The sequence below is a fragment of the Pseudoscardovia radai genome, from assembly GCF_002259605.1.
Taxonomy (GTDB): domain Bacteria; phylum Actinomycetota; class Actinomycetes; order Actinomycetales; family Bifidobacteriaceae; genus Pseudoscardovia; species Pseudoscardovia radai.
This window is the reverse complement of the sequence record NZ_MWWR01000019.1, coordinates 59,745-85,185: the sequence shown is the minus strand read 5'-3', so window position 1 is coordinate 85,185 and position 25,441 is coordinate 59,745. Positions and strand designations below refer to the sequence as shown.

General features: G+C 65.0%; 16 protein-coding genes and 1 pseudogene. 6 read left to right on the top strand and 11 right to left on the bottom strand.

Features of this window, described 5'->3' with window-relative positions:
• A pseudogene (locus PSRA_RS09415) lies at window positions 1-1,019 on the top strand (hypothetical protein); the annotation flags it as partial.
• 120 nt (window positions 1,020-1,139) lie between these two features.
• On the opposite strand, the gene PSRA_RS09830 reads toward PSRA_RS09415, so the two are convergent.
• Entirely contained in the window at window positions 1,140-1,430 is a 291-nt protein-coding gene (locus PSRA_RS09830) for a hypothetical protein (protein WP_158216383.1), read from the bottom strand.
• Here PSRA_RS09830 and PSRA_RS08430 point away from each other — a divergent pair.
• A complete protein-coding gene (locus tag PSRA_RS08430) occupies window positions 1,429-3,717 on the top strand; it encodes a PASTA domain-containing protein (RefSeq protein WP_158216382.1) in 2,289 nt (762 codons plus the stop codon). The genes PSRA_RS09830 and PSRA_RS08430 overlap by 2 nt on opposite strands.
• A gap of 195 nt (window positions 3,718-3,912) precedes the next feature.
• Window positions 3,913-6,432, top strand: coding sequence for a zinc ribbon domain-containing protein (locus tag PSRA_RS08425; RefSeq protein ID WP_143516443.1), 2,520 nt, complete (start codon window positions 3,913-3,915; stop codon window positions 6,430-6,432).
• Window positions 6,433-6,564: 132 nt separating this feature from the next.
• Here the strand turns inward: PSRA_RS08425 and PSRA_RS08420 are convergent, their stop codons facing one another.
• The 3 genes from PSRA_RS08420 to PSRA_RS08410 form a co-directional block, all read right to left on the bottom strand.
• Entirely contained in the window at window positions 6,565-7,647 is a 1,083-nt protein-coding gene (locus tag PSRA_RS08420; protein ID WP_158216381.1) for a cation diffusion facilitator family transporter, read from the bottom strand.
• Window positions 7,648-7,816: 169 nt separating this feature from the next.
• Window positions 7,817-8,530, bottom strand: a complete 714-nt coding sequence (locus PSRA_RS08415; RefSeq protein WP_094661453.1) for a DUF4232 domain-containing protein — start codon at window positions 8,528-8,530, stop codon at window positions 7,817-7,819.
• Window positions 8,531-8,947: 417 nt separating this feature from the next.
• Complete coding sequence (locus PSRA_RS08410) at window positions 8,948-10,267, bottom strand: amidohydrolase family protein (RefSeq protein WP_094661452.1); 1,320 nt, start codon at window positions 10,265-10,267, stop codon at window positions 8,948-8,950.
• Window positions 10,268-10,475: 208 nt separating this feature from the next.
• Here PSRA_RS08410 and PSRA_RS09260 point away from each other — a divergent pair, with 208 nt between their 5' ends.
• From PSRA_RS09260 to PSRA_RS08390, 3 genes are all read left to right on the top strand, one after another.
• Window positions 10,476-12,002 carry a PucR family transcriptional regulator gene (locus PSRA_RS09260; protein WP_158216380.1) on the top strand — a complete coding sequence of 509 codons (1,527 nt, stop codon included), beginning with the start codon at window positions 10,476-10,478 and terminating at the stop codon, window positions 12,000-12,002.
• A 312-nt stretch (window positions 12,003-12,314) separates the two neighbouring features.
• On the top strand, window positions 12,315-13,598 hold the full coding sequence (locus PSRA_RS08395; RefSeq protein ID WP_094661461.1) for an MFS transporter: 1,284 nt from the start codon (window positions 12,315-12,317) through the stop codon (window positions 13,596-13,598).
• A 110-nt stretch (window positions 13,599-13,708) separates the two neighbouring features.
• Window positions 13,709-14,455: a creatininase gene (locus PSRA_RS08390; protein WP_094661460.1), complete on the top strand. Its 747-nt coding sequence runs from the start codon at window positions 13,709-13,711 to the stop codon at window positions 14,453-14,455.
• Window positions 14,456-14,896: 441 nt separating this feature from the next.
• On the opposite strand, the gene PSRA_RS08385 is transcribed toward PSRA_RS08390, so the two are convergent.
• From PSRA_RS08385 to PSRA_RS08355, 7 genes are all read right to left on the bottom strand, one after another.
• Window positions 14,897-16,759 carry an OmpH family outer membrane protein gene (locus PSRA_RS08385; protein ID WP_094661450.1) on the bottom strand — a complete coding sequence of 621 codons (1,863 nt, stop codon included), beginning with the start codon at window positions 16,757-16,759 and terminating at the stop codon, window positions 14,897-14,899.
• A 2-nt stretch (window positions 16,760-16,761) separates the two neighbouring features.
• Complete coding sequence (locus tag PSRA_RS08380) at window positions 16,762-18,414, bottom strand: AAA family ATPase (protein WP_158216379.1); 1,653 nt, start codon at window positions 18,412-18,414, stop codon at window positions 16,762-16,764.
• Window positions 18,407-19,105: a hypothetical protein gene (locus tag PSRA_RS08375; protein ID WP_143516440.1), complete on the bottom strand. Its 699-nt coding sequence runs from the start codon at window positions 19,103-19,105 to the stop codon at window positions 18,407-18,409. Before PSRA_RS08375 ends, PSRA_RS08380 begins: the two co-directional genes overlap by 8 nt.
• A 10-nt stretch (window positions 19,106-19,115) precedes the next feature.
• Entirely contained in the window at window positions 19,116-19,550 is a 435-nt protein-coding gene (locus PSRA_RS08370) for a hypothetical protein (protein WP_094661447.1), read from the bottom strand.
• A 62-nt stretch (window positions 19,551-19,612) separates the two neighbouring features.
• Complete coding sequence (locus PSRA_RS08365; protein WP_094661446.1) at window positions 19,613-21,238, bottom strand: hypothetical protein; 1,626 nt, start codon at window positions 21,236-21,238, stop codon at window positions 19,613-19,615.
• Between the two features lie 9 nt (window positions 21,239-21,247).
• Entirely contained in the window at window positions 21,248-23,158 is a 1,911-nt protein-coding gene (locus PSRA_RS08360; RefSeq protein WP_094661445.1) for a hypothetical protein, read from the bottom strand.
• A 122-nt stretch (window positions 23,159-23,280) separates the two neighbouring features.
• Window positions 23,281-25,377, bottom strand: coding sequence for a hypothetical protein (locus PSRA_RS08355; RefSeq protein ID WP_094661444.1), 2,097 nt, complete (start codon window positions 25,375-25,377; stop codon window positions 23,281-23,283).
• Window positions 25,378-25,441 lie beyond the last annotated feature (64 nt).

Below are 25,441 nucleotides of genomic sequence, written 5' to 3'. Positions count from 1 at the left end.
AGGTCTGCGTGGACGGGCAGATTCGCCAAGACCCTGGTGTTGACAGTTCACTCGATGACCCGGGTTACCAGATGGATGACGCGTGGTATGTGTACGTGCCGGTCGGCGCGGACATCAAGGCCGTGGAGGACATGGGGTATTTCGACGCCGACGCCATGAGCCAGGCCGCCTCGCAGGGCGAGCCGGACTCCGGCACGCCGTATCTGATCGCGCGCGACCCGGGCCTGTACACCGACCAGCAGCGCCGACAGTACAAGCACGACGTGTTCCCGGACCTGGCGTCGGTGGACATGACGACCAACGTCAACCCGAGCATCGCGTTCCTGGGGAACCATGCCCGCTACGCCGTCAAGCCCGCACCCTCCGCCCAGAGCACCTACTACCTCGTCGAAAACCCGACGGACCCGAACAACCTCGCCTCCTTCCCGCAGATCCCCGACAACCAGATTGAAAACCCAAGCGTCCCGGACTCCAAGAGCTCCTACCAGCAACAAGCCGACCAAGCGGCCGCCGAGGAAGCCGCACGCCAACAGCAGGAGGCTGCCGAACGCCAAGCCGCATTGAACGCCGTTGCGGGAGATTACCGTCAATTCATCGTTCCCCACACGCTAACCGCAGGGGATGCCATGGTCGGGTGCTATCCAATGCACACGGTGAAGCTGAACAGCGATGGCACCTACACGGAACGATCGGCCACGTGTGCGGACTACACCACATATTCAGGCTCGATAACTTCCATCAGCGCCGTGGACGACCACACCTACAACCTGACACTCACTCCCACTGCGACAGGGGAAAGCACAATGGGAACCAACCCCCTGCCCTCCTTGGGAAACGTACAAGTCTGGCTGGCAGGGCGAACCGTAACCGAATATCCCATCTGTACGCAAGAACAGATGACCAATCTGGATTCCTATCCATCCCTCGAATGCCACACGATATCCGAAATCGTAGATGACAGCGGACATCTTGAAAAGAACGCCGCCATCGCTTCTGATTCGATTTCCTACCAAGAGTAGAGAAATAGGAACAGAATAAGCATTCGCCGTTTCGCATGTTGACGCCGCTGCCGCTTGGTAGCGGCGTCTTCGTAGAATAAGGCCGAACCGAGAACACGATGGGGCCGTTTTCAGGCTTCATCATCTGAGAGAAGCAGGGATATCCATGAATTGTCCGCAATGCGGGGAGCCAATCGCCCCGGAGCTGAAATTCTGCACGAACTGCGGCGCACCGGTGTCGCAGGCGGCGCCCGCAGCAAACGCAGCGCCGATGCCAGCGCCGGCGTCCACATCGCCGTCACCCACAGCACCGGCGTCCACCACACCGACGCCTACGAGCACCGTGGCGCAACCGCCGGCTGCCGACGCCGAGATGCCCAGCGTGGCATCCGCTACGTCCAGCGCACCAGCCACACCCGCCGCGGCAACCATGGCAACCGCCGTCGCGCAGCCGCATCGTCGACACACCAAGCGCATTGTGGCCGCTATCGTCGTGGTCGTTCTCGTGCTTGTGGCCGGCACCGCCACGTTCCTGGGCATGCATCGCATGCTGCCGTGGCAAAGCATCCCCGTCCCCACCCTCGACCAGCTCGCCAGCAAGCAGGGCACCTCCGTCGACTCCCTGACCGCGGATCAGGTGGAACAGGAGCTCAAGTCCGAGGGCTTCCAGACCAGCCGCAGCCAGCAGTACTCCGGCAAGAGCGCCGGGGCGTTCCTCGCGTTCTCCAACGTGTCCGAGGGCCAGCAGCTCAAGCACGGATCCCTCATCGACATCATCGAATCCCTCGGCCCCGGCGTACCCCAGGGCACCGTCGGCACCCAGGCCACGGACAGCAAGCAGGCGCTGGCCGACATGAACGTGCCCGTCACCTACAAGGCCGTCGTCACCAGCGTTCCCGGCTCGTCCTTCAGCCCCGCCGGCACGGACTCCGGTTCCACCGGCACGGACGCAGGTTCCACCAGCTCGTCCGCCGCGACCCCGGGTACCGTCGTCGCCACGTACCCGGCCGACGGCCAGCCCGTCACCGACACCGACAAGGGCATCACGGTGGCCGTCGCCACGCAGAGCGACACCGGCATCCCCATCGACTACTACGGCCAGGACCCCGACGCCGTGCAGGCCGACCTCGAGTCCCGCGGCTACACGGTGACGCGCAAGGCCAAGTTCTCCACGAAGGCGAACGTGGGCAAGGTCGTCGCCAGCGACCCCGCGCTGGGAACCGCGGCCGCCACCGGAGCCAAGGTCACGCTGTACTACGGCGTCGACTCGTCCAGCACGCACGACGTCTTCACCAACATCTACCAGCCCACCACGGGGGCCAGCGACGGTCCGGAAGCCGCACAAGGCACGTACTGCCGCAAGGACGGCAACTGCATCACCCTCAGCAAGGACTGCAGCGGCTCCTACTGCGAGCTGTACTCCAGCCAGGCGCCCAAGTCCAGCAGCACCACGGGCGCCAGCACCGCGCTCCAGACATGCTTCGGAGCGCAGGCATCATGCCTGCCGAGCACCAAGGACGAGTGGCAGACAATCACCAGCACATATTCCTACCAGGCCCAGGACCTCATCTATGGATCGACCGGCACCTTCGAGCTGACGACGGACCGCCAGCTCCGCGACGCCACATGCGAAACGGACTGGGATACGCAGATCGGAGGGTCGGGCCCCGGCGACACCGTGACCCGCTGCGTCGATGACAAGCTCCAGACCTATTCCTCCTCCCAGTCCCAGATTCCGGCGGACAACCCCTCCTACCAGATGGATGACGTGTGGTATGTCTACGTGCCCGTCGGAGCGGATATCGCCTCGGTGGCGAAAGCCGGCTACTTCGATGCCGACGCCATGAACGAGGCGGCCTCGCAGGGCGACCCGAACGCCGATACGCCGTATCTCGTCGCGCGCGACCCGAGCCTGTACGACGAAACGAAGATCCACATGGCGGACGTGACGAACCTCGACGAATACAAGCAGGGTCCGTTCGTCCCGTTCCTCGGCAACTCGTCCCGTCTCACGGTCAAGCCCGCCCCGTCCGACCAGAGCGCCTACTACCTCGTCGAGAACCCGGTGGATCCGAACAACCTCGGCGCCTTCCCCGAGACGGATATCGACGATCTGAACTCGTCGGACGAAAGCACTTCGGAGCCGTCCGAGTCCGCGCAGCCGTCGCCGTCCGCGACAAGCAGCGAATCGTCCGCCTCACCGAGCGCGTCGCCGAGCGCAACACCGAAAACCTACACGCCCGACGAGGTCAAGGCCGCCGTGGGGTCGGGAGACTTCACCCCCATCGCCGGAACCTACTGCGCCAAGTATTCCCAGACGCCCGGTTCGTGCTATACGATTGACGCCTCCGGCAACATCACGCTGAGCGACGACTACGACAACCGCGGCACCGAGCAGCTGAAGACAACCGTCGACGACTGGCAGGACATGAGCGGCAACAGCACCATGCTGTATCTCTCGGGGCTCGATTCCTACGGCGGGTGCAAGACGAGCAGCGGCGTGGACCATTCGAATTTCGATTGCTCCAATGCGAATACGGTGTGGCCGTACCAGATCCTCTACTGCCCCGACCCCGCTGCCATCGACTGGACTTCGCTGGGGGCCATGTCGACGCCGAAGGAGAACGTGCCGTTCGTCCGTCCGGCGCCCCAGGGGGCAAGCCAGGACTACACCAATTGGGGCGACTACTTCAACTACGCCTATTACAAGGTGAGCTGACCACACAGTTCACCGCACGGTGAGCTCACTCCACGGTGGTTCGACGGCGGTCTGACCATGGCCTGCCGCCGTCCCCGTTCCCGCATCATTGACGCCGCTGCCTTCCGGTAGCGGCGTCTTCGTAGAATAAGGCCGTATCGAGAACACGATGGGGCCGTTTGGGGGCGTCATCATCTGAGAGAAGTGGGGAAATCCATGTATTGTCCGCAATGCGGGGAGAAAGTCGCTCCCGATCTGACATTCTGCACGAACTGCGGCACCCTTATGCCACAGGCCGCGCCCACCCACGCCGCGTTCTCTCCGGCGCCCGGGGCACCTGCCCCGGCGCCCGGGGCAACCACTCCGACCGCTGCCGCCGCCACCGTCGTGAAGCCGCATCGTCGGTACACCGTGCGCATCGTGGCGGCCGTCATCGTCGCCCTTCTCGTCATCCTGGCCGGAACCGCAGCCGTCCTCGGCACGCGCGGCCTCCTGCCGTGGCAGAAGGCGCCGGTCCCCACCCTCGATCAGGTGGCGGGCAAGCAAGGCGCCACCGTCGACTCCCTGACCGCCAACCAAGTGGAGGCCGAGCTCAGGTCCGAGGGCTTCCAGACCAGCCGCAGCCAGCAGTACTCGGGCAAAAGCGCAGGCGCGTTCCTGTCTTTCTCGAATGTCAAGGAGGGGCAGGTGATCCACCGCGGAGACACCATCGGCATCGTCGAGTCCCTCGGCCCCGGCGTGCCCTCCGGCACCGTCGGCACCAACGCCACCGACAGCGAACAGACCCTGACGGATATGAACGTGCCGGTCACTTACCGCGCCGTGTACACGAGCGGCGCGTCGGTCACGCTTCCTGCGAGCGCCTCCACCGCCTCCAGCTCCGCCTCCGACGCATCCTCCGCCTCTGGTCAGACGGTGACGCTGTCAGACGGCGTCATCGCCGGAACCTACCCGGCGGACGGGCAGCCCGTGACGGACGCGAAGTCCGGCATCACCGTGGCTGTCGCCACCACCCAGGGCTCGGGCATCCCCGTGGACTACTACGGGCAGGATCCGAGCACCGTGCAGTCCGATCTCGAATCGCGCGGGTACACGGTGGCGCTCAAGGCGAAGTTCAGCACGAAGGCGAACGTGGGCAAGGTGGTGGCCTCGTACCCGGCGCTCGGCACCGCCGACGTGCCGACGAGCGAAAGCGTGATCCTGTTCTACGGCGTCGATTCGTCGAGTACCAAGGATGTGTTCACCGACCCGAACGTCTTCTCCGAAACGCCTGAGGAAACCGACCCGACCACGCTGAGCAACAAGGCGGGGTATTTCGGCATCGATGGCGTGGAGGCCGCGTACGGCGTGTATTGCAAGAAGGACGGTTCGGACTGCAAGACGCTGGGCAACCGCTTCTCCAGCATGGAGGATTACCACGGGTATCTGAGCGACAGCGGAACCGACGCAAAGTACGCCGTGACGTACCAGCGCAGCGACCTGCCGGCGCTGTTCGTCTGCGCCTCCGTGCAGACGAACTACCCGTGCCTGGGCGAGGAGCAGTACGGAACCGGCGACGACCTCAAGCCCCTTGTCTACGGTGACACCGGCGCGTTCGAGATCACCGAGTACCGCCAGCTGTCGACGGTGTCGTGCAACGGACGCGGCACGTGGAACAAGGACCTCGCGTATTACGACTGGCGGAACAAGTTCCTCACCACATACATGACCACACCGCTCTTTCCGTCGCCATCGCTGGACGCCTCCTGCCCCTCGTCCGGCACTTTCGACATGAACGACGATTGGTACGTGTATGTGCCGGTCGGCGCGGACATCCAGGCGGTGGAGGATGCCGGCTACTTCGATTCCGCCGCCCTCCAGCAGGCCAAGGGCGAGCAGGCGCCCGACGATTCGACGCCGTATATCGTTGTCCGGGATTCCTCGCAGTATGACTCGACGAGCGACCCGCTGTCGAACTACTCACAGAGCTCCTCCGACTCCGTGGCGTGGTATTTCAAGAGCCCCTTCGTGGAGTTCCTCGGCAATCCAAACCGCGTGGGCATGAAGCCGGCTCCGAGCGACAGCTCCGTGTACTACTTGGTGGAGGATCCCTTCTCCCCGTCCCTTCTCGACTCCTACCCCGCCATGGATTCGGCCGACGCGCTGCCTCAGGGCGGCGACCAGTCACAGGATATGTCGAGGCTCGCCGGCTCCTATATGGCGTCCGGCGGCGCCGGTGCTGCGTACCGGGGAATCATCGTCGCCCAGAACGGCACCGTGCGCAGGTATTCCAGTGACTGGAACGGGGAAGGCGGCGAATCGTACGGCCTGTACACCGGCATGACGGTCAGGGACATCCGGCTCGTCGGCGACACCACGGATACGCTGAACGTCACGGGCACCGATTCCTCCGGGAACACGACGGCGCGCCTCGCCCCGAGCCAGGCCTCGCTCGGCCTGCCGACGGGATACGCGTCGGTGGATGCCTTCGGAGGCGAGGGCGGTGTCATGGTGGTTTCCGGCTCCCCGTATCTGCCCTATGGGCGTTCCGCGGATTACACGCCGGAATGGGGAACCGACACCACGCAGGACCTGACCTTCTACCCCGAGGGGACATCCGTGAGCGTGCTGGGATCGGACAGGCTCAGCACGCTCGGGATGCTCGTCCTCGGCGGGACGGACCTCAGCTCCGCCGCATCGCTGCCATACCCGTGCCTGCTCACAAGCGACGGCGACGGGTACTGCAGAGTGAAATAACCGCTTGCGAGGCGCATGCGGCTCATATGCAGAAGGCCGGGAAGGGGCGTCACGGTCCCCTCCCGGCCTTTCATCGTATGGTGCCATCGTATGCCCTACGGCATCCCCGACGGCACCGCACGCACGGCGCCGTCAGTCCACCCAGTCCTCGACCTTCGCGGCCTTCGCCGGGTCATACGTATCGGGCTCCACCACGATGTCGAGCGTGTAATACGGAATCGCGGCACGCAGCTGCTCCTCGAGACGGTTGATGGCGATGGTGTCGTCGAGCTCCGTCTCGTTGCGGAACTGCACCTTGAGCAGCACGAGGATGCGCTTCTCCGACAGGTGCAGCGCGGCCGGGTCCGCGAGCACGCGCTCGACGTCCTCGTTCGCCGCCAGCACCTCGTTGATGATGCGGTAGGTGTGCTCGCTCGCACCTTCACCGATCAGCAGCGACGCCACCTGCCAGCCGAGGAACAGCGCGCCCACGATCAGCAGGACGCCGATGCTGGTGCCGCCGATCGCGTCCCAGATCTCGTCGCCCGTGAGGATGGCCGCGAGCGTACCGAGGAAGGCGAGCGCCAGGCCGATCACCGCGAGGGAATCCTCGGCGAGCACGACGGCGAGGTCGCTGGACTTCGTGCCCTTCCAGAACTTGATGAGGCTGAAACGGCCCGGGTCATGCGTCTCGTGGAAGCGTTCCTTGGCCTCCTTGATGCCGTTGTGCAGGCTCCAGCCCTCGATGGCGGCGCAGATAAGGGTCACGATGAGCACGATGCCCATCTTTTGCGCGTCCACCGCGTGCGCCTCGGGGCCGCCGGTGGCCACGGCGCGGATCTTCGCGATGGATTCGCTGGCGGAGTACACGCCGCCGATGGCGAACAGGGACACGGCGACGACGAAGGACGCAAGGTACCGGGCGCGCGACCAGCCGAGCGGATGCGTGCGGCTCGGCGGACGGTGCGAGAGCTTGTTGCCGATGATGAGCATGAGCTCGTTGCCGCTGTCCGCGAGGCTGTGCACGCTTTCCGACAGCATCGAGGCCGAATGCGTGATCATGTAGACCACGAACTTCACGACGGCGACCATGACGTTCGCCAGAAGCGCAGCGATGACGGCGATGCCTATCTTCGTGCTGTGCTTCTCGGTGCCGTCGGGCGCGAGGTCGTGGTTCATCGCGGCGTTGCCGGCGGTCTGGCGGCGCGCTGCGTCCTTGTTTTGGTCTTGTGACATGTGTTCCTTTCCAGAAATCAATGAAACATTCGAAAAGCCTTCGACCAAGCTTTCGCCCCTGGGCATTCGTCCCCTCGGCAACAGCACGGGTCGGCAAAAGCACGGGGTAACCCATATAGATTATCCGTATGGGTTACCCCGTGGGGCTGGGAATTCCGTCACTGCGCGGTCACTGCGCCCCGTCGCCGGGTTCGAGCGCTCGCACCGTCATGATCGGCGTGTCGGCCACCGAGCAGCCCGTGTAGTCGCTGGTCGTGATTGGCAGCGAGTCGGTCTGGTCCGGCGGGTACACGAGGATCTCGTCGGCCTGCGTCGGCCCGCACGCGGATTCGTCGAACGCGCCCGCGTTCGTGATGCGCAGCTGGCTGTGCGCGGAGTCGCCGGGCTTGAGCGTGATCGTGGTGGGCGTGACCGAATCGTCGCGCTCGGCAGCCGCGCCAATCTGCTGGCCTCCCGCGCGCAGCGACACGCCCGGATAGCCGTAGACCGTGCAATCCGCGCTTCCCGTGTTCGTGAGAACGAGGTACGGGTAGGAGCTGCCCGCACCGCCGCCGTCGCCCTGCGTGAGCGTGGCCGACAGCGAGGATGCCGCGCAGGTGGACGATGCAGCGGCGGCGCTCGCCGAGGCGCTTTGTGAAGCAGACGCCGTCTCGTCGGACGAGGATGAGGCGCTGCTCTCGGATGCGCTGGGGCTGGCTGACGATGATTCGGTCGTCGATGCCGTGTTGGACGGCGAGGCGCCGGACGTGCCGCCGCAGGCCGCGGTGCCCGCGAGCATGGCGCAGGCGGCGATGACGGCGCACGCGCGTGCCAGGATCGGCCGGACGGCGGCGGCGGATCGGGTGCCTGCCGGTTGGGCGGAAATGCTGGAACGATGGGACATCTGGCGCGTCCCGCACGCTTTCTCTTCTCTCAACATATATCTATTCTAGCCTCGTCCCATCTGCGTCCCGCCCATTTTGGCGTTCGACGGATGCGGGAACACCCGTTTAAGGCGGTTTTAGGGTTCCAACAGACGATTTTCCCCGCCAAAATGCCGTTAGACGGGTGCGACGGCACCCGTCTAAGACGATTTCGGGCCGTGAGCGGGCGTTTCGGGGTCAAAATGGCGCTAAGCGGGTGCGACGGCACCCGCCGAAGGCGATTTCGACGGGCGTGCGGAAGCGGGATCCGCTTCCTTCTAACAATGTGATGGCTTGCGGACAGAAATCGTGCCTTGAAGGCCAAAAATCGTCGAAAAATGTCCGCAAGTCATCCCACTGTTTCCCCGCCATACCCATCCCACGGTTCCCGGGCAACCTCACAGCAAATCGGTGGAGGATTCCACCGTGGTGGCGGCGGTGAAGAGAGTGCGCCCCTCACGCACGGAGCGCAGCACGTCGCAGCGCTGGTACACGGCGTCGAACACACTGTCAGCGTCAAGCACCACGAAATTCGCCGGCCTGCCGGCCTCAAGACCGTAGGAATCGCGCATGCCGAGCGTGGTCGCACCGTTCACGGTGAGGAACTTCATGGCGTCGTCGATCTCCGGGAAGCTCATCATCTGGGCCACGTGGAGCACGTAGTCGAGGATGATCATCATATTGCCGTTGCCCAGCGGATACCACGGATCCTGCATGGAGTCCTGCCCCAGAGAAACATTGATGCCCGCATCGGTGAGCTCCTTGACGCGCGTGATGCCGCGGCGCTTGGGGAAGGTGTCCTGACGGCCCTGCAGATAGAGGTTCTCGGTGGGCGCGCAGGCGAAGTTCACATGAGCGGCTTTGAGCAGCTTGGTCAGGTGGAAGAAGTACGCGTTGTCGGCGGACCCGAGGGAGCATGTGTGGCTCGCGGTGGTGCGCTCGCCGATGCCGGCGCGGTACGCGAGCGCGGCGAGCAGCTCCACGTAGCGTGAATTCGGATCGTCGGTTTCGTCGCAGTGCACGTCGATGAGTCGATCGTATTTCGAGGCCAGCTCGACCACCGTGTGCATGGAGCGTTCGCCGAATTCGCGGCACTGTTCGAAATGCGGGATGCCGCCCACGCAGTCGGCGCCCATGCGCAGGCCTTCCTCCACGAGGTCGGCGCCGCTCTCGCCATGGGGCCCCACGTACGAGTACATGCCTTCCTGCGGGAACGAGACGATCTGGATAGTCACCGTATCCTTGAGCTCCTCCTTGAGCTCAAGGAGTGCCTTGAGGGATGTGAGATTGGGGTCCGTGACATCGGCATGGGAGCGGATGAACTGGACGCCGTGGCGCAGCTCCATGCCGATGGCGGTGCGGGCGCGCGTCTTGATGTCATCGATGGTGAGGTCGGACTTGGTGTCGCTCCAGCGCTGGATGCCTTCGAACAGCGTGCCGCTTTCGTTGACGGCTCCGGGCTTGCGTGCGGTGAACACGTAATCTAGGTGCAGATGGGTGTCGCAGAAAGGCGGGGTCACGAGTTTGCCGCCAAGGTCCACGACGTCAAGCCCGGTCGTGTCATACCCCTGGGCGGGCAGGCTGGCTGCCAGCCCTTCCCCGATGGCGGCGAAGCGTCCGTCCTCGACAAGGATGTCCTGCAACGACGCCGTCTGCGCGGCGGTGCTGCCGGATTCCCCGGTTGCGATATGTGCGTTGGTGAACAGGGTTCGTGTCATGGTTGTCCTCCTTACGCTCCGGTTCCTCCGGGCTTTTGCTCTACGGCGGCGCGGGCCGTCCGCGACGATTGCGGCGTTCCGCGGCCGCACGGCAGAGTGCCGGCGCCGCGCGACGAAACGCAACATACATGACGTAGTGTCTGGGCAATGGTTTTCCGCCCAGTTACGCCACGATGGCGCAACGTGTTACGACGATTGGACACTCTGTATGGTCATGATGGTTCGCGATGCTCTGTCCGACGACATTTTCCGCACAGCGCGGGCACAGATCCTCTCAGGCGACGACGAGGCCTTGGACAAACGCGTGCGATGGGTGTACACGAACGAACGGGCGGATATCGCCACGTTCCTGTCAGGCGGCGAGATGCTGGTCATCGAGGGGAACGCGCTGCAGGCGATAGGCCGGCGCGGCGACACGGCTCTGCCCACGTATATTGACGATCTGTGCGATGCGGGGGTCAGTGCGCTCGTCATCGAGCTGGTGCAGGGCGTCACTGAGGTTCCGTCATCCATGCTGGAGCACGCCGAGGCACGTGGTTTCATTGTGGTGGGGCTGTTCGCCCGTGTGCCGTTCGTGAATATCTGCGAGCGCATCAATACGCGCATTGTGCAGGATGAGATCAGCGTCCGCATGCAGGCGGACAGCGTGTCGGCCGCACTGCATGAGGCGTTGGCGAGCGCGCGCACCCCTTCGGCCCTGGCATCGGCATTGTCGGGGGTCTTCCGGGAGAACGTGGCCATTTTCGACCCGCTGGGCGACCTGGTCGCGTCATGCACGCCAGCCGGACCGAAGAACGGCGGCTCCTCCCGGGTACTGGAAGTGGATTCGGACGGCATGTGCCTGGGCACGATCGAGATCTCCAATACACGGGGTGCCCTCTCGGATGAGGTGGCGCGGGAGGTGTGCCGGTCGGCCGCCGCACTCCTGTCGGGATTGAGAGGCACCGACATGGGCGTGAACCTGCTCAACCTCGTCATGGCCGGCCCCGCAGACGACCTGGCGGCCACGCCCGACGAGACACGGGACACGGCGGCCGCCCTGTCGGCTCTCGGAGTGGACGCATCGTATGCCTTCTACCCTTTCGCCGTACGGCTGCGCTCCCCCGTCGGCCAGCTCGACGCCGTGTTGCGCGTACTGGACGATTTCGAAACCGACGACGCGTGCATCGTCTGCGAAGTGTTGCATGGCGACGTGCTTCTCGGTTTTCTCGGCGGACGCGATGCGATGGCCGATCCGATTGGGTTCCTGCGCTCATGCCACGATGTGATGGAAAGATGCGCAACCGAATCCGGCGCGAAAGTGGATGTGGTGCGCCTCGTGGATTCCGCCGAGGCACTGGTGACTGCATTCGGCGCGCTCGCGGCCATGCCACCGATCGAGGAACGCGGGACGTCCAATGGCTGCGTGAGGTCGTATTACGAAGACGCCCTCCGGTGTCTGATGCTCTCGGACGACGTGAGACGCGGAGTACAGACCATGTCACGCCGTTGTCTCGGGGAATCCGCGATGAACGACCAGCAGCTCATGGACACTCTGTGCGCCTGCTTCGATGCCGCATCCAGTAAAAGCGCCGCGGCGGATCTGCTCGGCATCCGCCGGCAGACCCTGTACGGCCGTCTTGACAGACTGTGCCGCATATCCGGCTGTGATATCGACGACGCACAGACATGGGCGGTTGTCACGACCTGCGCCAAGATGCTGTCTTCCCTCCCGACGCGTCACCTTCCATCGTGATGTCCAAGCAATAAGCATCCAACGCGGTATGACACCATGTCCAGTCTCGCGGAAAACCGATTAACAACGCGTTCATGACGCGGCAAATCCGTGCGGCCACAGTAAGGGTCATCAGGCGCGGGACGTCACGAACGGCCCAGATGCCTCGAGTCTTTCCGGTCCACGGAACGCGCAGCTTCCATCCCCTTCGCGTTCCTGTCCCGCACACTGCATCGAATAGCCCGAACGAAAGAGACCGACATGACAACCGCACTCAATGGCACGGCCTTCGTCACGAAGGACGAAGGCACAGAAGCCGACGAACAGCAGGAGATGGTCCGCAAGGTCGCCGTCTCCTCCTTCCTCGGCAACTTCATCGAATGGTTCGACTACGCGTCGTACTCCTATTTCGCCACGGTCATCGCCGTGGTGTTCTTCTCCAACTCCAACCACACGGTCGCACTCCTCGAGACCTTCGCGGTTTTCGCGCTGTCCTTCGTACTGCGCCCGATCGGCGCCCTGTTCTGGGGAAGCTTCGGCGACCGCCACGGCCGCAAGGCGGCGCTGTCGCTGTCCGTGCTTCTGATGAGCGGCGCGTCGTTCCTCATCGGATGCCTGCCCGGATACGCCACGATTGGAATCGCGGCACCTGCGCTGCTCCTGCTGCTGCGCATGGTCCAGGGCTTCTCCGCCTCCGGCGAATATGCGGGCGCCGCCACGTTCCTCGGCGAATACGCGCCGACGAAGAAGCGCGGCATCTACTGCTCGCTGATTCCGGCATCCACCGCCATCGGCCTGCTGTGCGGATCCCTCATGGCGACGGTCATGACAAGCGTGCTGAGCTCCGAGGCCATGGCATCCTGGGGCTGGCGCGTGCCGTTCCTCCTTGCCGGCCCGCTCGGACTCATCGTGCATTATATCCGCACGCAGCTCGCGGATTCGCCGGTGTATAACCGCATGACCGAGGCCCTCGCCTCCGCCGAAAAGAAGACGGGCAAAGGCCAGTCGCCGCTGCGCATGCTCTTCACATACCACCGCCGCGAGCTTCTCATCAGCTTCGGCGCCTCCATGCTCAACGCCGTCGGCTTCTACACCGTGCTCACCTACCTGCCGAACTACCTGACGGAAACCGTGAACATGGACGCCACCCAGGCCAACACCATCACGACCATCTGCCTTGTGCTCTACGTAGGCCTCGTGTTCCTCATGGGACATGTGTCGGATCGCGTGGGCCGCAAGAAGATGCTCATCGCCGCATGCGTCGCCTTCATTGCGCTCACCGTGCCCGCGTTCATGATTCTCAACACCGGCCTGTTCCTGCCCGTGCTTCTCGTGGAGCTCGCCATGTGCGCCACCCTCACGGCGAACGACGGCACGCTGTCGAGCTACCTGACGGAGACATTCCCCACCGACGTGCGCTTCACCGGCTTCGCCTTCTCCTTCAACATGGCGAACGCCATCTTCGGCGGCACCGCGTCGTTCATCGCCACGTGGCTCATCTACGTCAGCGGCTCCGCTCTCGCCCCGGCTTGGTACATGGTCGCCATCGCGGCTATCGCACTTGTCGCCATGATCATGTCGCACGAGAACGCCGACAAGGATCTCGAACATATCTGAATGTCGATTCACCGCGGTGGGCGATCCATCCGACCGGGCGGACCGTCCACCGCAATCGTGTGCCCCTGGGGCACGGAAAGGAAAACACCATGACTACCACGACATACCGCATGGACCAGATGACATGGCCCGAATTCGCCGCGCGCACGGACAGGCCCGTCATTCTCCCGATTGGCTCGACCGAGCAACACAGCCAGCACCTGCCGATGGGGGTGGACGCCCGCATCGCCGAGCATATCTCCGAGGACCTCGCCGCGGCGCTCGACGGAACCGTCATGCCGACGCTGTGCTACGGCTACAAATCCAAGCCGCTGTCCGGAGGCGGTCCGCTGTTTCCAGGAACCATCGACCTCAACGGAGTGACTGTCATCAACCTCGTGCATGATGTCCTGAGCGAAATCATCGCGGACGGCTTCACGAAAATCGTGGTGATGAACGGGCATTTCGAAAACGAGCCCTTCGTCATCGAAGCCATCGACCTCGTGACGCGAGAGACGGGCGGGAAGGCCACGATCGTGGAGTCCAACTGGTGGGATCCCCTGACTCCGGACGTGGTCGAGAAGGTGTTCGAGGGACTTGATTTCCCGGGCTGGGCGTTGGAACACGCCGCCATCACCGAGACCTCGCTGATGCTTCACTACGAACCGCAGCTCGTGCACATGGACCGCATGGTGTACAAGCAGAAGGTGGAGCCGAAGGCGTATGTGCGGTACCCCGTGCGCAAGGGCGACGTTCCGGACTACGGCGGGCTCGCCGACGCGACGGGTTCGAGCGCGGAACGCGGCAGGCTCATCGCCGAAGGCTGCGTGAGCGAAATGGTGAAGATCTGTGCTGAAGAGTTCGGCACGGAGCGGTAACCCATCGTCGCCCCTCCACACCGCACCAGTATCTTCTCCAGTAATTCTCCCCCAATAACACCCTCCCCCACTAACAATGTGATGGCTTGCGGACAGAAATCATACGATTTCGCCCTTCGGAGCCCGTTCCGTGCCCGTTTCCCATCACATTGTTACGGAGGGTGACGGCGCCTGGCTGCGCTCCCGCCCATTTTGGCGTTCGGCGGGTGCGACGGCACCCGCTTAAAACGATTTCGGAGGGTTCGGGGTCGGTTCGGTGGTCAAAATGGCGTTAGGCGGGTGCGACGGCACCCGCCTAACGCCATTTCGATGGGTATGCGGAGACTGGGTCGTTTCCTTTTTAACAGTGGTACGGTGTACGGACGAATCGGGGTAAAACGACCGCAAAATCGTGGAATTCTGTCTGCAAGCCGTACCAGCGTTATGTAAGCACGCACCTCCTCACGCTGCGTCGATGCGTTGGGAGAGGGGAACGGAGAGGGAGTCGGCGTCGGAGAAGTCGCGCAGGTAGGAGGCGAACGCGGACTGGAGCCCGTCGAGCTGCTCGAAGGCGCGCTGGGTGGACGCGGCGAACTGGCGGTGGATCGCGTCGCGGCGCCGCCCGTTCATATAGAGCGTGATCCCGCCGAGCGCGGCCACCACCACGCCGGCCAGGATGGCGGGCGGCGCGACGAACGCCATGCCCACGCCCAGCGCCACGCCAAGCACGATAAGCACCACCGCGAAGGTGTTCGACACGCGCGAGACCGCGTCCGCCTCAAGCTGCGCGTAGTGCTGCCCCACCGCCTGTTTGGCCGGTGTCGCGTCCTGCATCGGCATCTGCGTGGTGAAATCGTCGATCGTCACGGTCTGCACGGGCCTGACGAGGCTCGTATAGCGGTCGCGGTACAGCCCGCACGCCTCGAGCTCCAGCGGCTTGGTGGCCACGAACATATTGCGCACCATCTGCGGGTTGACTTCCTCGCTCGAGCGATCTCCGTAGACCCAGTCGATCATGTCGCCCACGATGTTAAGCTCGGCGTTCTCGAACGCCTTCTCCTTGGCGAAGCGCCCGCGCGCCTCGTCCACATCGCCCTTGCACTCGATGATGAGCTCGTTGCGGCGAATCTCGTCGTAGGTGTCGCGCTCCTGCTTGCCGGGCTCCTGCGCAATGCCGTCGATATAGTCCTTGAGGAACAGGTTGCGCTGCTCGACGGGCACCGTGAGGGTGCGGTCCACGAATTCGAGAATCGCCTGCTGCCCCCGGGCCATGCTCATGGCGAGCGAGAGGTCCTTCCAGCCGGGCACATGGCTGACGATGGCGTCATACGGGAACGGTTGCGTGCCGGCGATGCCCTGCCATTTGTCGGCGATGCGGCCGACGGCCTGTGCGCGGGTGTCGCCGTGCCTGGCGAGGTCTTCGTCGATAAGGGAGTTGACGTAGTTCGTCACGATCTGCCGCGTGCGGTCCGACACTTTGTCGGACAGGGCGCGCGACATCATGGAGACGAACAGGAGGAGCAACGATTGCTCCGATCCGCGCAGCGCCGGGCCCTGCGGTGCCGTGGGCGCCGGCTGCGACGATTGCGACGATGCACCCGTCGTCTGAGCGCCGGAAACCGCACCGCCCTGCGCGCCCGTCGGCTTCACCGCGGCATCCAACCGACCGCCGGCGAGATACGCCAGCCATTTGAGCGCGGCGAGCTCGCGCTGGTCGCTCATGCCGGGCGTGAAGCTTTTCTCAGACGCCAGACGCAGGTTGAACACCATGAAGAAGGCGGCTGTCTTGCGGTCGTCGAGGCGCATGGCGTTGCGCAGCGCCTTCTCGGCGCCCTCGCGGTCGTCGTCGCACCACGCCACGATGGCGAGCATGGCGCTGGTCAGCCAGAAATCCGGGTCCTTGAGCTGCTCGCGCTGCACGGCCTTGTCGATGACGTCCATGGAAATCATGGAGAAATCGAGGTCGTCCATCATGCCCTGCACGATTTTGCGTACCTGGCGGTAGACCGCGAAATCGTAGTACTTTCGGTCGTTGCACTTGCGGATGGCCTTGTTGGCCTGCTCCATGGCCTTGAGGCGGCCGTAGAGCTCGCCGATCTCATTCTGCGTCTGCAGCGCGCGCCGCATGTCGGCGTCGGACGTCGTCATGCGCTGCATGACGACGCCCAGCTCGCCGTCGATGCGCTGGCGCTCCAGGAGCAGGGCGTCATTCGTATCCTGCGCCGCCCGGTACAGATGGTTCAGCTCGGCCTGGAGCTCCGCGCGCTCGGCCTCGAGCTCGGCATAGCGTGACTGCAGATAGCTCAGTTCGCTCTCAAGACTCATGTCTACTCCTGTCCCCCGGTGGGAATTGACGGCGCTGCAACAGTTGACGGCGCTGCAAGGGTTGGCGCCGATCCACAGGTCGGCGCCCCGCCTTCGCCGGACGCAGGCCTGGCATTGCGCGCGCCCCATTCGCGAATCTTCCCGATCGCCTCGGGATCGATCGGCGCGGCCTGCCGCATGGCCTGCGCAAGGCGCGCCTCGACGGCCGTCGGGTCGGCGGCGACGCCGGCGCCCTCGGGCCCGCCGAACCAGCAGCCCTCGGCCACGTCCTTGACGCACTGCTCGATATCCGAATACGAGAATCCGGCGCATTCGTCGGCCAGACGGCCCAGCGCGGCGTCGTCCAGCGGCGTGCCGAGGCACGAGGCCACGTAGGCGCCGATGGCATCGTGGCGTTCGGCGCGTGTGGGAAGGTCGACGAAGAAGGTTTCGGAGAAGCGTCCCTTGCGGAACAGCTCCGGCGGCATATCCGCCACATTGTTGGCGGTCGCCACGAGGAACACCTTGGCGTCGGACTCTTGGAGCCAGAAAAGGAACTGCCCCAGCACCCTGTTGGCCACGTCGCTTTCGCCCGAGCGCACCGACAGCGCCTTGTCGATCTCGTCGATCCACAGCACGCACGGCGCCACGTTGTCGATGTAGTCGAGCGCCTCCTGCATGCGCCGCTCGGTCTCGCCTACGTATTTGTCATACACGGAGCCGAGGTCGAAGCGGAACAGCGGCAGGCGCCATTCGTGCGCCACCATGCGCGCGGAATACGATTTTCCGCATCCGGGCACGCCCATGAGAAGGATGCCGCGCGGGGGCTCCAGATGGTGCGCGTCGAGTTGCTCGCGGCTGGCGAAGAACACGCGGCGCTTGCGTTCGAGCCACGATCGCAGCCCCGCGAGCCCGACCACCAGCATAGGCTGCGAGCAATCCACGGGCATGACGTTCGGAACCGACGTGAACAGACGGTCCTTGCGGGCGCTGACCGAATCGATGGACGAGTCGCCAAGGCGGCCCTGTGCCACGAGCGAGGCACGCAGAAGATTCGTGATCTGCATTTCGCTCAGGCCGCGCAGCATCACCGACAGATGCGCCGTGGAGTCAGGCCCCAATCGCACATCTTCGGGGTTGCGCGAGGCGAAATCCGTAATCAGCGCGCAGCGTTCCTCGAAGGTCGGGGTGCCCAGGTCAACCACCATGCCCATGCCGGCGAGGCGCTGCCACACGTCGTCCGCAGTCACCACGATCAGCGTGTTGTGGGTTTCCTGCGCGAGGTAGGCGGTGGAGACGAGTTCGCGTGTGTACAGGGTGTCCTGGTCCATGCGGCGCGTGTCGGCCAGGAGGAAGGCCGTGCGGCGCGTGCGCAGGAAGGTTTCGCGCACGAAAGGCAGCGGGTCGGAGTGCACGTCGTGCGGGGCGGCGTCCTGGCTCAGGCGCACGACCTGCCGCGAGTCGCTGTAGCTCCACGCGTTGAGGTTGCTGCGTCCCACGATGTCGGCAAGTGCGCGCTCCACGCGGTGGCGTTCGGCGGTGCGCACGATGACGAGCGGGCACAGCGAGCGCATATACACCTCGAGGCGGCGCGTAAGCTCGGCGAAATCCGAGGACGACGACCGTTGGGGCGTCTCAGGAGTTGCGGCCATCGGGGCCGGTGCCGCGTCATTCATGGGATCCTCCACCCTTGTTGTTTGCATTATCATCGGCCATCACATCGTCGATCATGCGGCGGATGCGCAGGCGGCCGTATGCGAGGTTCTCCTCCGCCAGCGCTCCGTCCGGAGCGACGGGCGCGTCGATCACCCTGCGGTACCCGTTGCGCAGCGTCTCGCGTAGTCGCGAGCACTCCTGTGTCGGCAGACCACGAACATCGTCGAAGAACAGAAGCGACTCGCAGGAGCGCACATAGCGTTCCGCCAGCAGCGCCAGCGAATCGGTGTCACGCGCGTCGGACGCGTCCCACAGGAAGCGCCGCGTCGTCTCCGTCAGGCGCGCAGTACAGAAGCGTTCGATAAGCGTCATCACCGCGCCGGCGAAAGCCGGGTCATCGACGCTTCCGCGTCGCAGCACCACGATGGCACCGCTCTCCCAGCCTGCGCCGGCCTCAGTGTTTCCGCTGCTGTCGCCGCTCTCGCTTGTGCGGTGGTCCGCGCTCTCGCCCGCCTCGTCGCCACCGAGCAGGGCCAGTGCGGCGCGCCAGGACGCGAAGTCATGCGGCGGGTTGAAGGGCACTGGTACATCGCACGGCGGCAACGCGCCATCCAATGTAGCCGGACCACACAGGATGGCATCCGGCTCCGAGGCGTCTGAGCGGGAGCGCCGTCTGCCGAAAAGCGAGGCGAGCGAACGCAGGGAGAACATGGCGGACCGCTTAATCCAGGTACTGCGCCGGGGGCTCAAGGCTCCAAGTGGGAAGCTTCTTCTCGGCCTCGCGCAGCGCCTCGTTCTTCGCTTTCGCCGGGCCGGGCTGGCTTGTGGAGTCCAACCCCATGATGGAGCTGAACAGGTCCTCCGGCGTGGCGTTGGGATCGGCCTGCGGCTCTGCCTGCTGCGCGTCGCCCACCTGGGCTCCGAAGGCGTCCGGATTCGCCTGCGGGTCCGTCGGTGCGTCGACGCCGGAGCCGGCCGTGCCCGGATCGGCCGAAGGGTCCGACTGCGGCATGGCCGGCGCGGGCTGCGCGGGCTCCTGCTCCACCGGCATCGGCTGCTGCGGTGCCTGGGGCTGCTGCGCTGGTGCGGGCTGCGGGGCCTGCAGCGGCTGGCCCGTGAACGGATCGAAGTTCATCGTCGGGTCCACATTGCTCATGGTCTGTCTCCTTTTGCGTCGTGTTTATGCGTCGTCATGTTTATGCGTCGCGTGCATCGTGTTTAGAAATTATGCTGCAGCCGCGCCTTCACCTCGTCGCGCACCCTGCCGCAGTCAAGCGTGTACTGGTGGAGCATCGCCGCCTCATTGGAGGCCGTCGCCACCGAGTTCACGCTGGATGCCACGATCTGGTCAAAGGTCTTCGACTTCGACAGGATGTTCCACACGATGAAGAGGGTCGCCGCCAGAGAGCCGATCAGCGTGAACGGCGAGAGGAACGCCAGGCCGATGCACACGATGCCGATGACGCCGGCCACGATATTGGGCTTGTTGAAGAACACGATGGATGTGCGGTGGTCGCGCACGAAAGCGGAGACCTCGCCGCACAGCGCCTGCCCGTTCGAGCCCGTCTGGTCGATGGTGCCGGTCCACGTGAGCCCCGGCTGGATCTGCAACTCCAGTGCGTAGGCGTCGGGCCTGGCCTGGCGCAGCGCGTCATCGTATTCGTCGATGGCCGACAGCAGCCATCGCTTCGTGCGCGACAGCGCGAAGCGGCGCACGTGCACGTCGATCTGGCTGCTCGAGCGGTACAGCACCCAGTCGAGGAAGGTGCGGCCGATATTCGAGCCCTTCTGGCGCTGCTCGAGCATGGTCTTGTACTGGGTTTGCGCGGCCTGCGTGTCGCCGTCGTTCTTCACCACGAACTCGTAGTACGCCTTCTGGTCGCGCACCTCGCGCTCGTCGCGGTCGTAGTTGGAGATGAGATCGGAGAGCACCTTGTCGATGCGCGCCTTGAAGTTCCCGTCGGTCTGTTCCACGGCGGGCACATCGAGCTCATTGACCATCTGGAGCAGCAGCGCGTAGCGCGAGTAACCGTCGTGCATGGCCTGCGCCTGCGCCACGTTGGAGCACACCTGCTGCAGCGCCGGGTACTGGAACTGCTTCGACGGCCTGCGCTCCTCGATGTAGCGGCGGTACGAGCCGACGAACTCCTTGCGGGACGCCTCGTCGGCGGCCACCTGGGCTATCCAGTCGTCGATGCGGCGGGAGACCTCGTCCTGCATCTTCTTGTCGCGGCCGAAGGCGCCGGCCAGGTAGGCCTGGAGCATGACGGCGCTTTCGAGCGGCAGGTCGGCGGGGTCGAGCGCGGACAGGTAGATGCCGAACCATTCGCGCGCGGCGGGGATGCGGTCGAAGCGCAGGTTGAGCAGCGTGAAGAACAGCGTGGCCTTGATCTTGTCTCGGTGCATGCATTCCGAGACGGCGTTCGCGGCGAGCTCCGGGTAATCGTTGACCCACGCGGCCAGCGCGATAAGCGCATACGACAGCCAGTAGCGCGAATTCGACACCCACAGCTCCTGCGAGAGCTCGTCGATGGTTTTGCCGCGCACGAGGTTGATGTCGTAGTCGCGCACGATGCCGATGACGGTGCGGCGCACCTCCTCGTAGCCGCCGAACTGCTCGCGGGCTATCTGGTCGAGGCGCATGATGTTCTCGGAGGCGAGGCCCATCTCCTCGCTCATCGTCATGTTCTTCTTGAATTCCTCCACCTCCGCGGCAACCTGCGCCGTGGTGGTCTGGATATTCGTGGAGACGCCGTCGATGGCGGTGATGTGCTGGTCGACATGGCTGCGGAAGGTGTCGACGGTTTGCTGGAGTTCGTCGATGGACGATTGCCCTAGGTTCATGGTTCCTCCTCAGGCCTGCGTCGGATATGCGGATTGTACGGGCTGCGTGGACTGGACGGGCTGCGCCGGCTGCGGCGGTGCCATGGGCTGCGGTGGAGCCATCGGCTGTGCAACGGCCATCGGCTGCGGCGGCGCCATCGGCTGGCCCTCCTGCCCCGTCGGCTGCGTGCGCCTGGCGTCGGGGCCGAGCAGGATGTCGAGCGCCGCGTCGAGATCGGCAAACTGCGCGTCCGCCTGCTGGTAGGCGCGGCGCCACGTGCCGAGCTCCGCCAGCGTGTTCGAGATGATCTCGATGTCCTTGAGCCGGCGGTGCTCCACGCGGTCGCGCAGAGACACGATGCGAAGCCACGTGCCCATGCCGCCGAAGACGAGTTCGAGCGCCCCGATGACGATGACGGGTACAAGCGGCGCCAGGATCGACAGGAGCAGCAGCGCCACGCCGATCACGGTGATGGCGATGAGCAGGCGCACATAGGTGTCTTTGAGGTACATGGACGTGCGGTTCTTCTCGAAGTACGCCGCGAAGCTCTGCACGGCCTGGTCGCGTTCGTATTCGGCGAACTCGCCTTTCCAACCGTCCACGTCGATCTCGTAGCGCTCCCGAACCTCGCCGCGGTAGCCGGCGGCGAAATCGTCCATTCCCTGGCGGATGCCGCCGCCCACCTGCTCGATGGCCCAGCGCCGCGCCTGGGGCAGGATGCGGCGGTCGTCCTCGGCGAACGCCCAGCGCAGCAGCAGGTCGGCGTAGGACGTGCCGCGATCCTTCGGGTAGCGCTCGTCATAGGCCTTCTGCGCCTGCGCCACGTCGCCACGGGCCTTGACGATGAGCTCGTTGCGGCGGATGCGCCGGTACAGCTCCTCCTCCGGCTCGTCCATGGAGTTGATGACGTTATAGATGGAGTCCTCGAGCTTCTCCGCGGTGTTGCCGCGCGCGGGCCGAATTTTCGAGAGGGCGTCGTAGTCCTGCGCCGCCACTTCGTTCTTCTCGGCGTCCGAGAGGATGCGCTTGAGGTCGGGCACGGCCGGGCAGTACTGCGCGAGGTAGTAGAAGTCGAATTCCGTCACATGCGCGCGAGCACGCATGTCCTCGCAGGTTCTGCGCGCCACGCGCGAGTCGAAGGTCGGGTCGGAGTCCCTCAGCTGGTGGTTGAGGTCCTTCATGCGGCGCCTGAGCGAGGCGGCGAGGGTGGCGTCCGCGTCGAACGCGCCACTCAGCTGCGCCTCGAGCAGGTACTGGAATTCGTCACCCACATCGTTGACCTGCACGAAGCGCAGGTAGAAGTCGTACCATTGCGCTGCCGGCTTGGTGCGGCCGAAGCGCAGGCACACGAAGAGGAAGAACAGCGAGGCCTTGGTCTGGGAAAGCTGCAGCGCACGGTCACGCGCGCGTTCCGCCGCCTCACGCTCGTCGGTCCACCACAGCATCACGGCCATCGTGGCGTAGGCGAGCCAGTAATCGGTGTTCTTCAGGTATTCCTTCTCCACGATTTTCCGCGCCGTATCCTGCACGATCAGATGCGAGTCCACGGCCATGACGGAGCCCAGGGAGACGCGGCGCAGCCTGTTGTAGAAGCCGAACTGCTCGTAGTAGCGGGCCGTGTCATGCGTCAGGGCGCGCGTGGCCTGCGCCTCGCTGCGGTACCGGAAGTAGCGGCGCGAGACGTTGTCGATGGCCATATGTACGTCGCGCGTGTCGACGGCGTTTCCGTTCAGACGGCCGTTAAGACCCTTGAGGTCGCCTGTGACCAGCCGCGACATGTCCGCGGCCCGGCCGCGCAATTCGTTCAGGGCCGCCACGGCGTAGTCGATCTCGCCGTTGAGCTCCTGGATATCCCACTGGCAGGAGCTGATCTGGCTCCGCAGGTGGGCGATCTGCGCCTCGAGGACAGCGCTGTCGTCGTCATCATCGTAAGCGGACATCTCGTCCTCCTTCCCCTTGAGTGTGGTGCTGTTGTGGTTGTGTACCTGTGTGGTTATGTTCTAGCGGTGTGGTTGTGCCGGTGTGGTGTGACTCCAATGCCTTCCGGCATCGGAGCGCGGGCCTACTGGAACATGCCTATCCCCTCGCAGAAGGCGGCCGTGGACTGCGGCACCGTCACCTGCCCGGAGCGCACGAGTTTGCGGAAGCGCGTCGGTGTGCCGGCGAAGGTGACGTCGCAGTTGAGCTGGGACGTCACCGGCTGCAGCGCGGCGATGACGCTCTGCGCCGTGTCGGGCCCGTCGGTGCTGGCCAGAAGGTAGCACTGTAGGAGCGGGGCGATGAGAAGCGCGCCCGTCGGCTGCGTATAGACCTGCACCGGGGCGTCGGCGTCCAGCACGGTGCCGTGCAGCATGTGGGCGAACATATCGCCTTTGCCCGGGAAGTCGGGCGTGGCGAAGAGGAACGACATGGCGTTGCCGGGGCTCACCTGCAGTCCGGGTACCACGAGGCCCTGCGCGGTGGTGGGGTTGAAGGGCTCTGAGGCATTGGGCTTCAGGGTGAGCGTCAGGTATTCGTCGAGTGCGTGGGGCGAGGCCTGAACGCCGGAGCCGACGGCCTGGAAACCGGCCGAGCCCATGCTGCCGCCGATGGAGTCGATGATGCCCGCCTCGGCAAGGACGCGCAGCACGGCGAGGGCGGTGTCGGAATCGTCCGGATGCGTGTGCTCGTAGTCCGAGGCGGCCGTGCGAATCACCGGCGCGGAGCCGAGCGTGCCGAGGAACGAGGCGAGCACCTGCGGCTTGGCGGTTCCATCGATGGTGGACTCGCCTAGGTATGTGCGCACCGTGAAGGGGCTGGGACCATCCGGCAGCGTGGCGGCGATGGCCGCGAGAAGCGTGGGCTTGGCGGCCGCCGGATCCACTGCGGCGGACGACTCCTGCGCGGGCGCCGATTCCTGCGCCGCTGCCGAATCCGCGGTGTCGGACGATTCCTGCGCCGCGTCCTTCGCGGCATCCGCGACGCCTTTCGCGGCATCCGCGGCGGGGAGCTTGAGCAGAATATCGTCAAAAACGCTTTGGCGGCGGCGTGGTTCGAGGCCCGCGTCGCACAACGTCTTCCAGCCCGACACGCGGTCGGCCACCGAAAGGTCAGCGCGCTCCATGAAGGCGAGGGCGTCGTCGGCGCGCAGATCCACAAAGTAACCCGCCGCGGCGAGCGCCGCGAGGCACGTGCCCATCACGTCCACGGGTTCGTTCGCCTGAAGGGCACGCGTCAGCTGGGCGACGTCATCGTCGGTCAGTACGCCTCCGGGAAGCTTCTCGAAAATCGTGGAGCAGGACTTAGGCCCCGCCTCGCCCAGCAGCTTCGCCATCGCCTCGCCGGTCGGCGCGACGCCGTGAGCCGTGCAGCGCTGAAGAACCGCCACCTTCGTGTCAGGGGCGTCGTCGGAACTGCGCAGATACGCGGACGCCGCCTCGCGCGCGGCCTGCGCGTCGACGCCTTTGCCCAGCAGGAGCTCGGCGTCCTGGGCCTTGCCCTCGCGGTCGGGGTATTCGGTCAGGAGGCGCGCGAACACGGCGTTCGCGTCGATGACGGCCGGGGACGTGAGCGTGTCATCCAGCTTGTCCCAGTCCTTCTGCTCGAAGGCGCGCGTGATAAGCATCATGGCGGCCTCGCTCGAATGCAGGTCGGAGGAATGGATGCCGTTTTCGAGGTAGGAGGCGCGCGCATCGTCATGGAAGGCGGTGAACACGCCGGCCAGCAGGGTACGCGCGTCGGCGGATTCGATGGCGTCGTAGAAATCGGCCTCGTCGCCGTGGGTCGAGGGGTCGAAGCCCTTGCCGAGCTTGGCGTAGGCCCCGCTCACCTTCGACAGCTCAGCCTTCGCCGCGTTGGGATCGGTGCGCCCCAGAACGCGCACGCGCGTGAACGCTGCCGCCAGCTGCGCCACGACGGTGCCCGCGTAGGACGGGTCGATTTTGAGGCAGTCGTTGAGGTTGTCCTCCACGGTGTCCCATTTGTCAAGGCTGCCGCCGAGCGACGCGACGCTGTTCAGCGCCTGGAGCGCGGCGTTGCGCACGGACAGGTTGCCGTCGTAGCTTTCGCTGCGCTCGTACGTGTTGCCGCAGTACATGCAGATGTAGCAGCACCGCGCCTGGTCGAGCACGAGGTCGCCGCCGCAGGTCTCGCAGACACGCTGCTTGAATGAGATGGCCATCGCTTCTCCTTGGATTCCTAAGCGCCGGCGGCATCATGGCCGGCGCGTCTCCCGCGTATCGCCG

Excerpts from the sequence above, each read along its gene's own strand:
- PSRA_RS08390 (WP_094661460.1), top strand. The coding sequence starts at position 13,709 with ATGGACCAGATGACATGGCCCGAATTCGCCGCGCGCACGGACAGGCCC.
- PSRA_RS08360 (WP_094661445.1), bottom strand. The coding sequence starts at position 23,158 with ATGTCCGCTTACGATGATGACGACGACAGCGCTGTCCTCGAGGCGCAG.
- PSRA_RS08370 (WP_094661447.1), bottom strand. The coding sequence starts at position 19,550 with ATGAGCAATGTGGACCCGACGATGAACTTCGATCCGTTCACGGGCCAG.
- PSRA_RS08430 (WP_158216382.1), top strand. The coding sequence starts at position 1,429 with ATGGCAACCGCCGTCGCGCAGCCGCATCGTCGACACACCAAGCGCATT.
- PSRA_RS08395 (WP_094661461.1), top strand. The coding sequence starts at position 12,315 with ATGGTCCGCAAGGTCGCCGTCTCCTCCTTCCTCGGCAACTTCATCGAA.
- PSRA_RS09830 (WP_158216383.1), bottom strand. The coding sequence starts at position 1,430 with ATGGTTGCCGCGGCGGGTGTGGCTGGTGCGCTGGACGTAGCGGATGCC.
- PSRA_RS08420 (WP_158216381.1), bottom strand. The coding sequence starts at position 7,647 with ATGTCACAAGACCAAAACAAGGACGCAGCGCGCCGCCAGACCGCCGGC.
- PSRA_RS08365 (WP_094661446.1), bottom strand. The coding sequence starts at position 21,238 with ATGAACCTAGGGCAATCGTCCATCGACGAACTCCAGCAAACCGTCGAC.
- PSRA_RS08385 (WP_094661450.1), bottom strand. The coding sequence starts at position 16,759 with ATGAGTCTTGAGAGCGAACTGAGCTATCTGCAGTCACGCTATGCCGAG.
- PSRA_RS09260 (WP_158216380.1), top strand. The coding sequence starts at position 10,476 with ATGGTCATGATGGTTCGCGATGCTCTGTCCGACGACATTTTCCGCACA.
- PSRA_RS08380 (WP_158216379.1), bottom strand. The coding sequence starts at position 18,414 with ATGAATGACGCGGCACCGGCCCCGATGGCCGCAACTCCTGAGACGCCC.
- PSRA_RS08425 (WP_143516443.1), top strand. The coding sequence starts at position 3,913 with ATGTATTGTCCGCAATGCGGGGAGAAAGTCGCTCCCGATCTGACATTC.
- PSRA_RS08375 (WP_143516440.1), bottom strand. The coding sequence starts at position 19,105 with ATGTTCTCCCTGCGTTCGCTCGCCTCGCTTTTCGGCAGACGGCGCTCC.
- PSRA_RS08355 (WP_094661444.1), bottom strand. The coding sequence starts at position 25,377 with ATGGCCATCTCATTCAAGCAGCGTGTCTGCGAGACCTGCGGCGGCGAC.
- PSRA_RS08415 (WP_094661453.1), bottom strand. The coding sequence starts at position 8,530 with ATGTCCCATCGTTCCAGCATTTCCGCCCAACCGGCAGGCACCCGATCC.
- PSRA_RS08410 (WP_094661452.1), bottom strand. The coding sequence starts at position 10,267 with ATGACACGAACCCTGTTCACCAACGCACATATCGCAACCGGGGAATCC.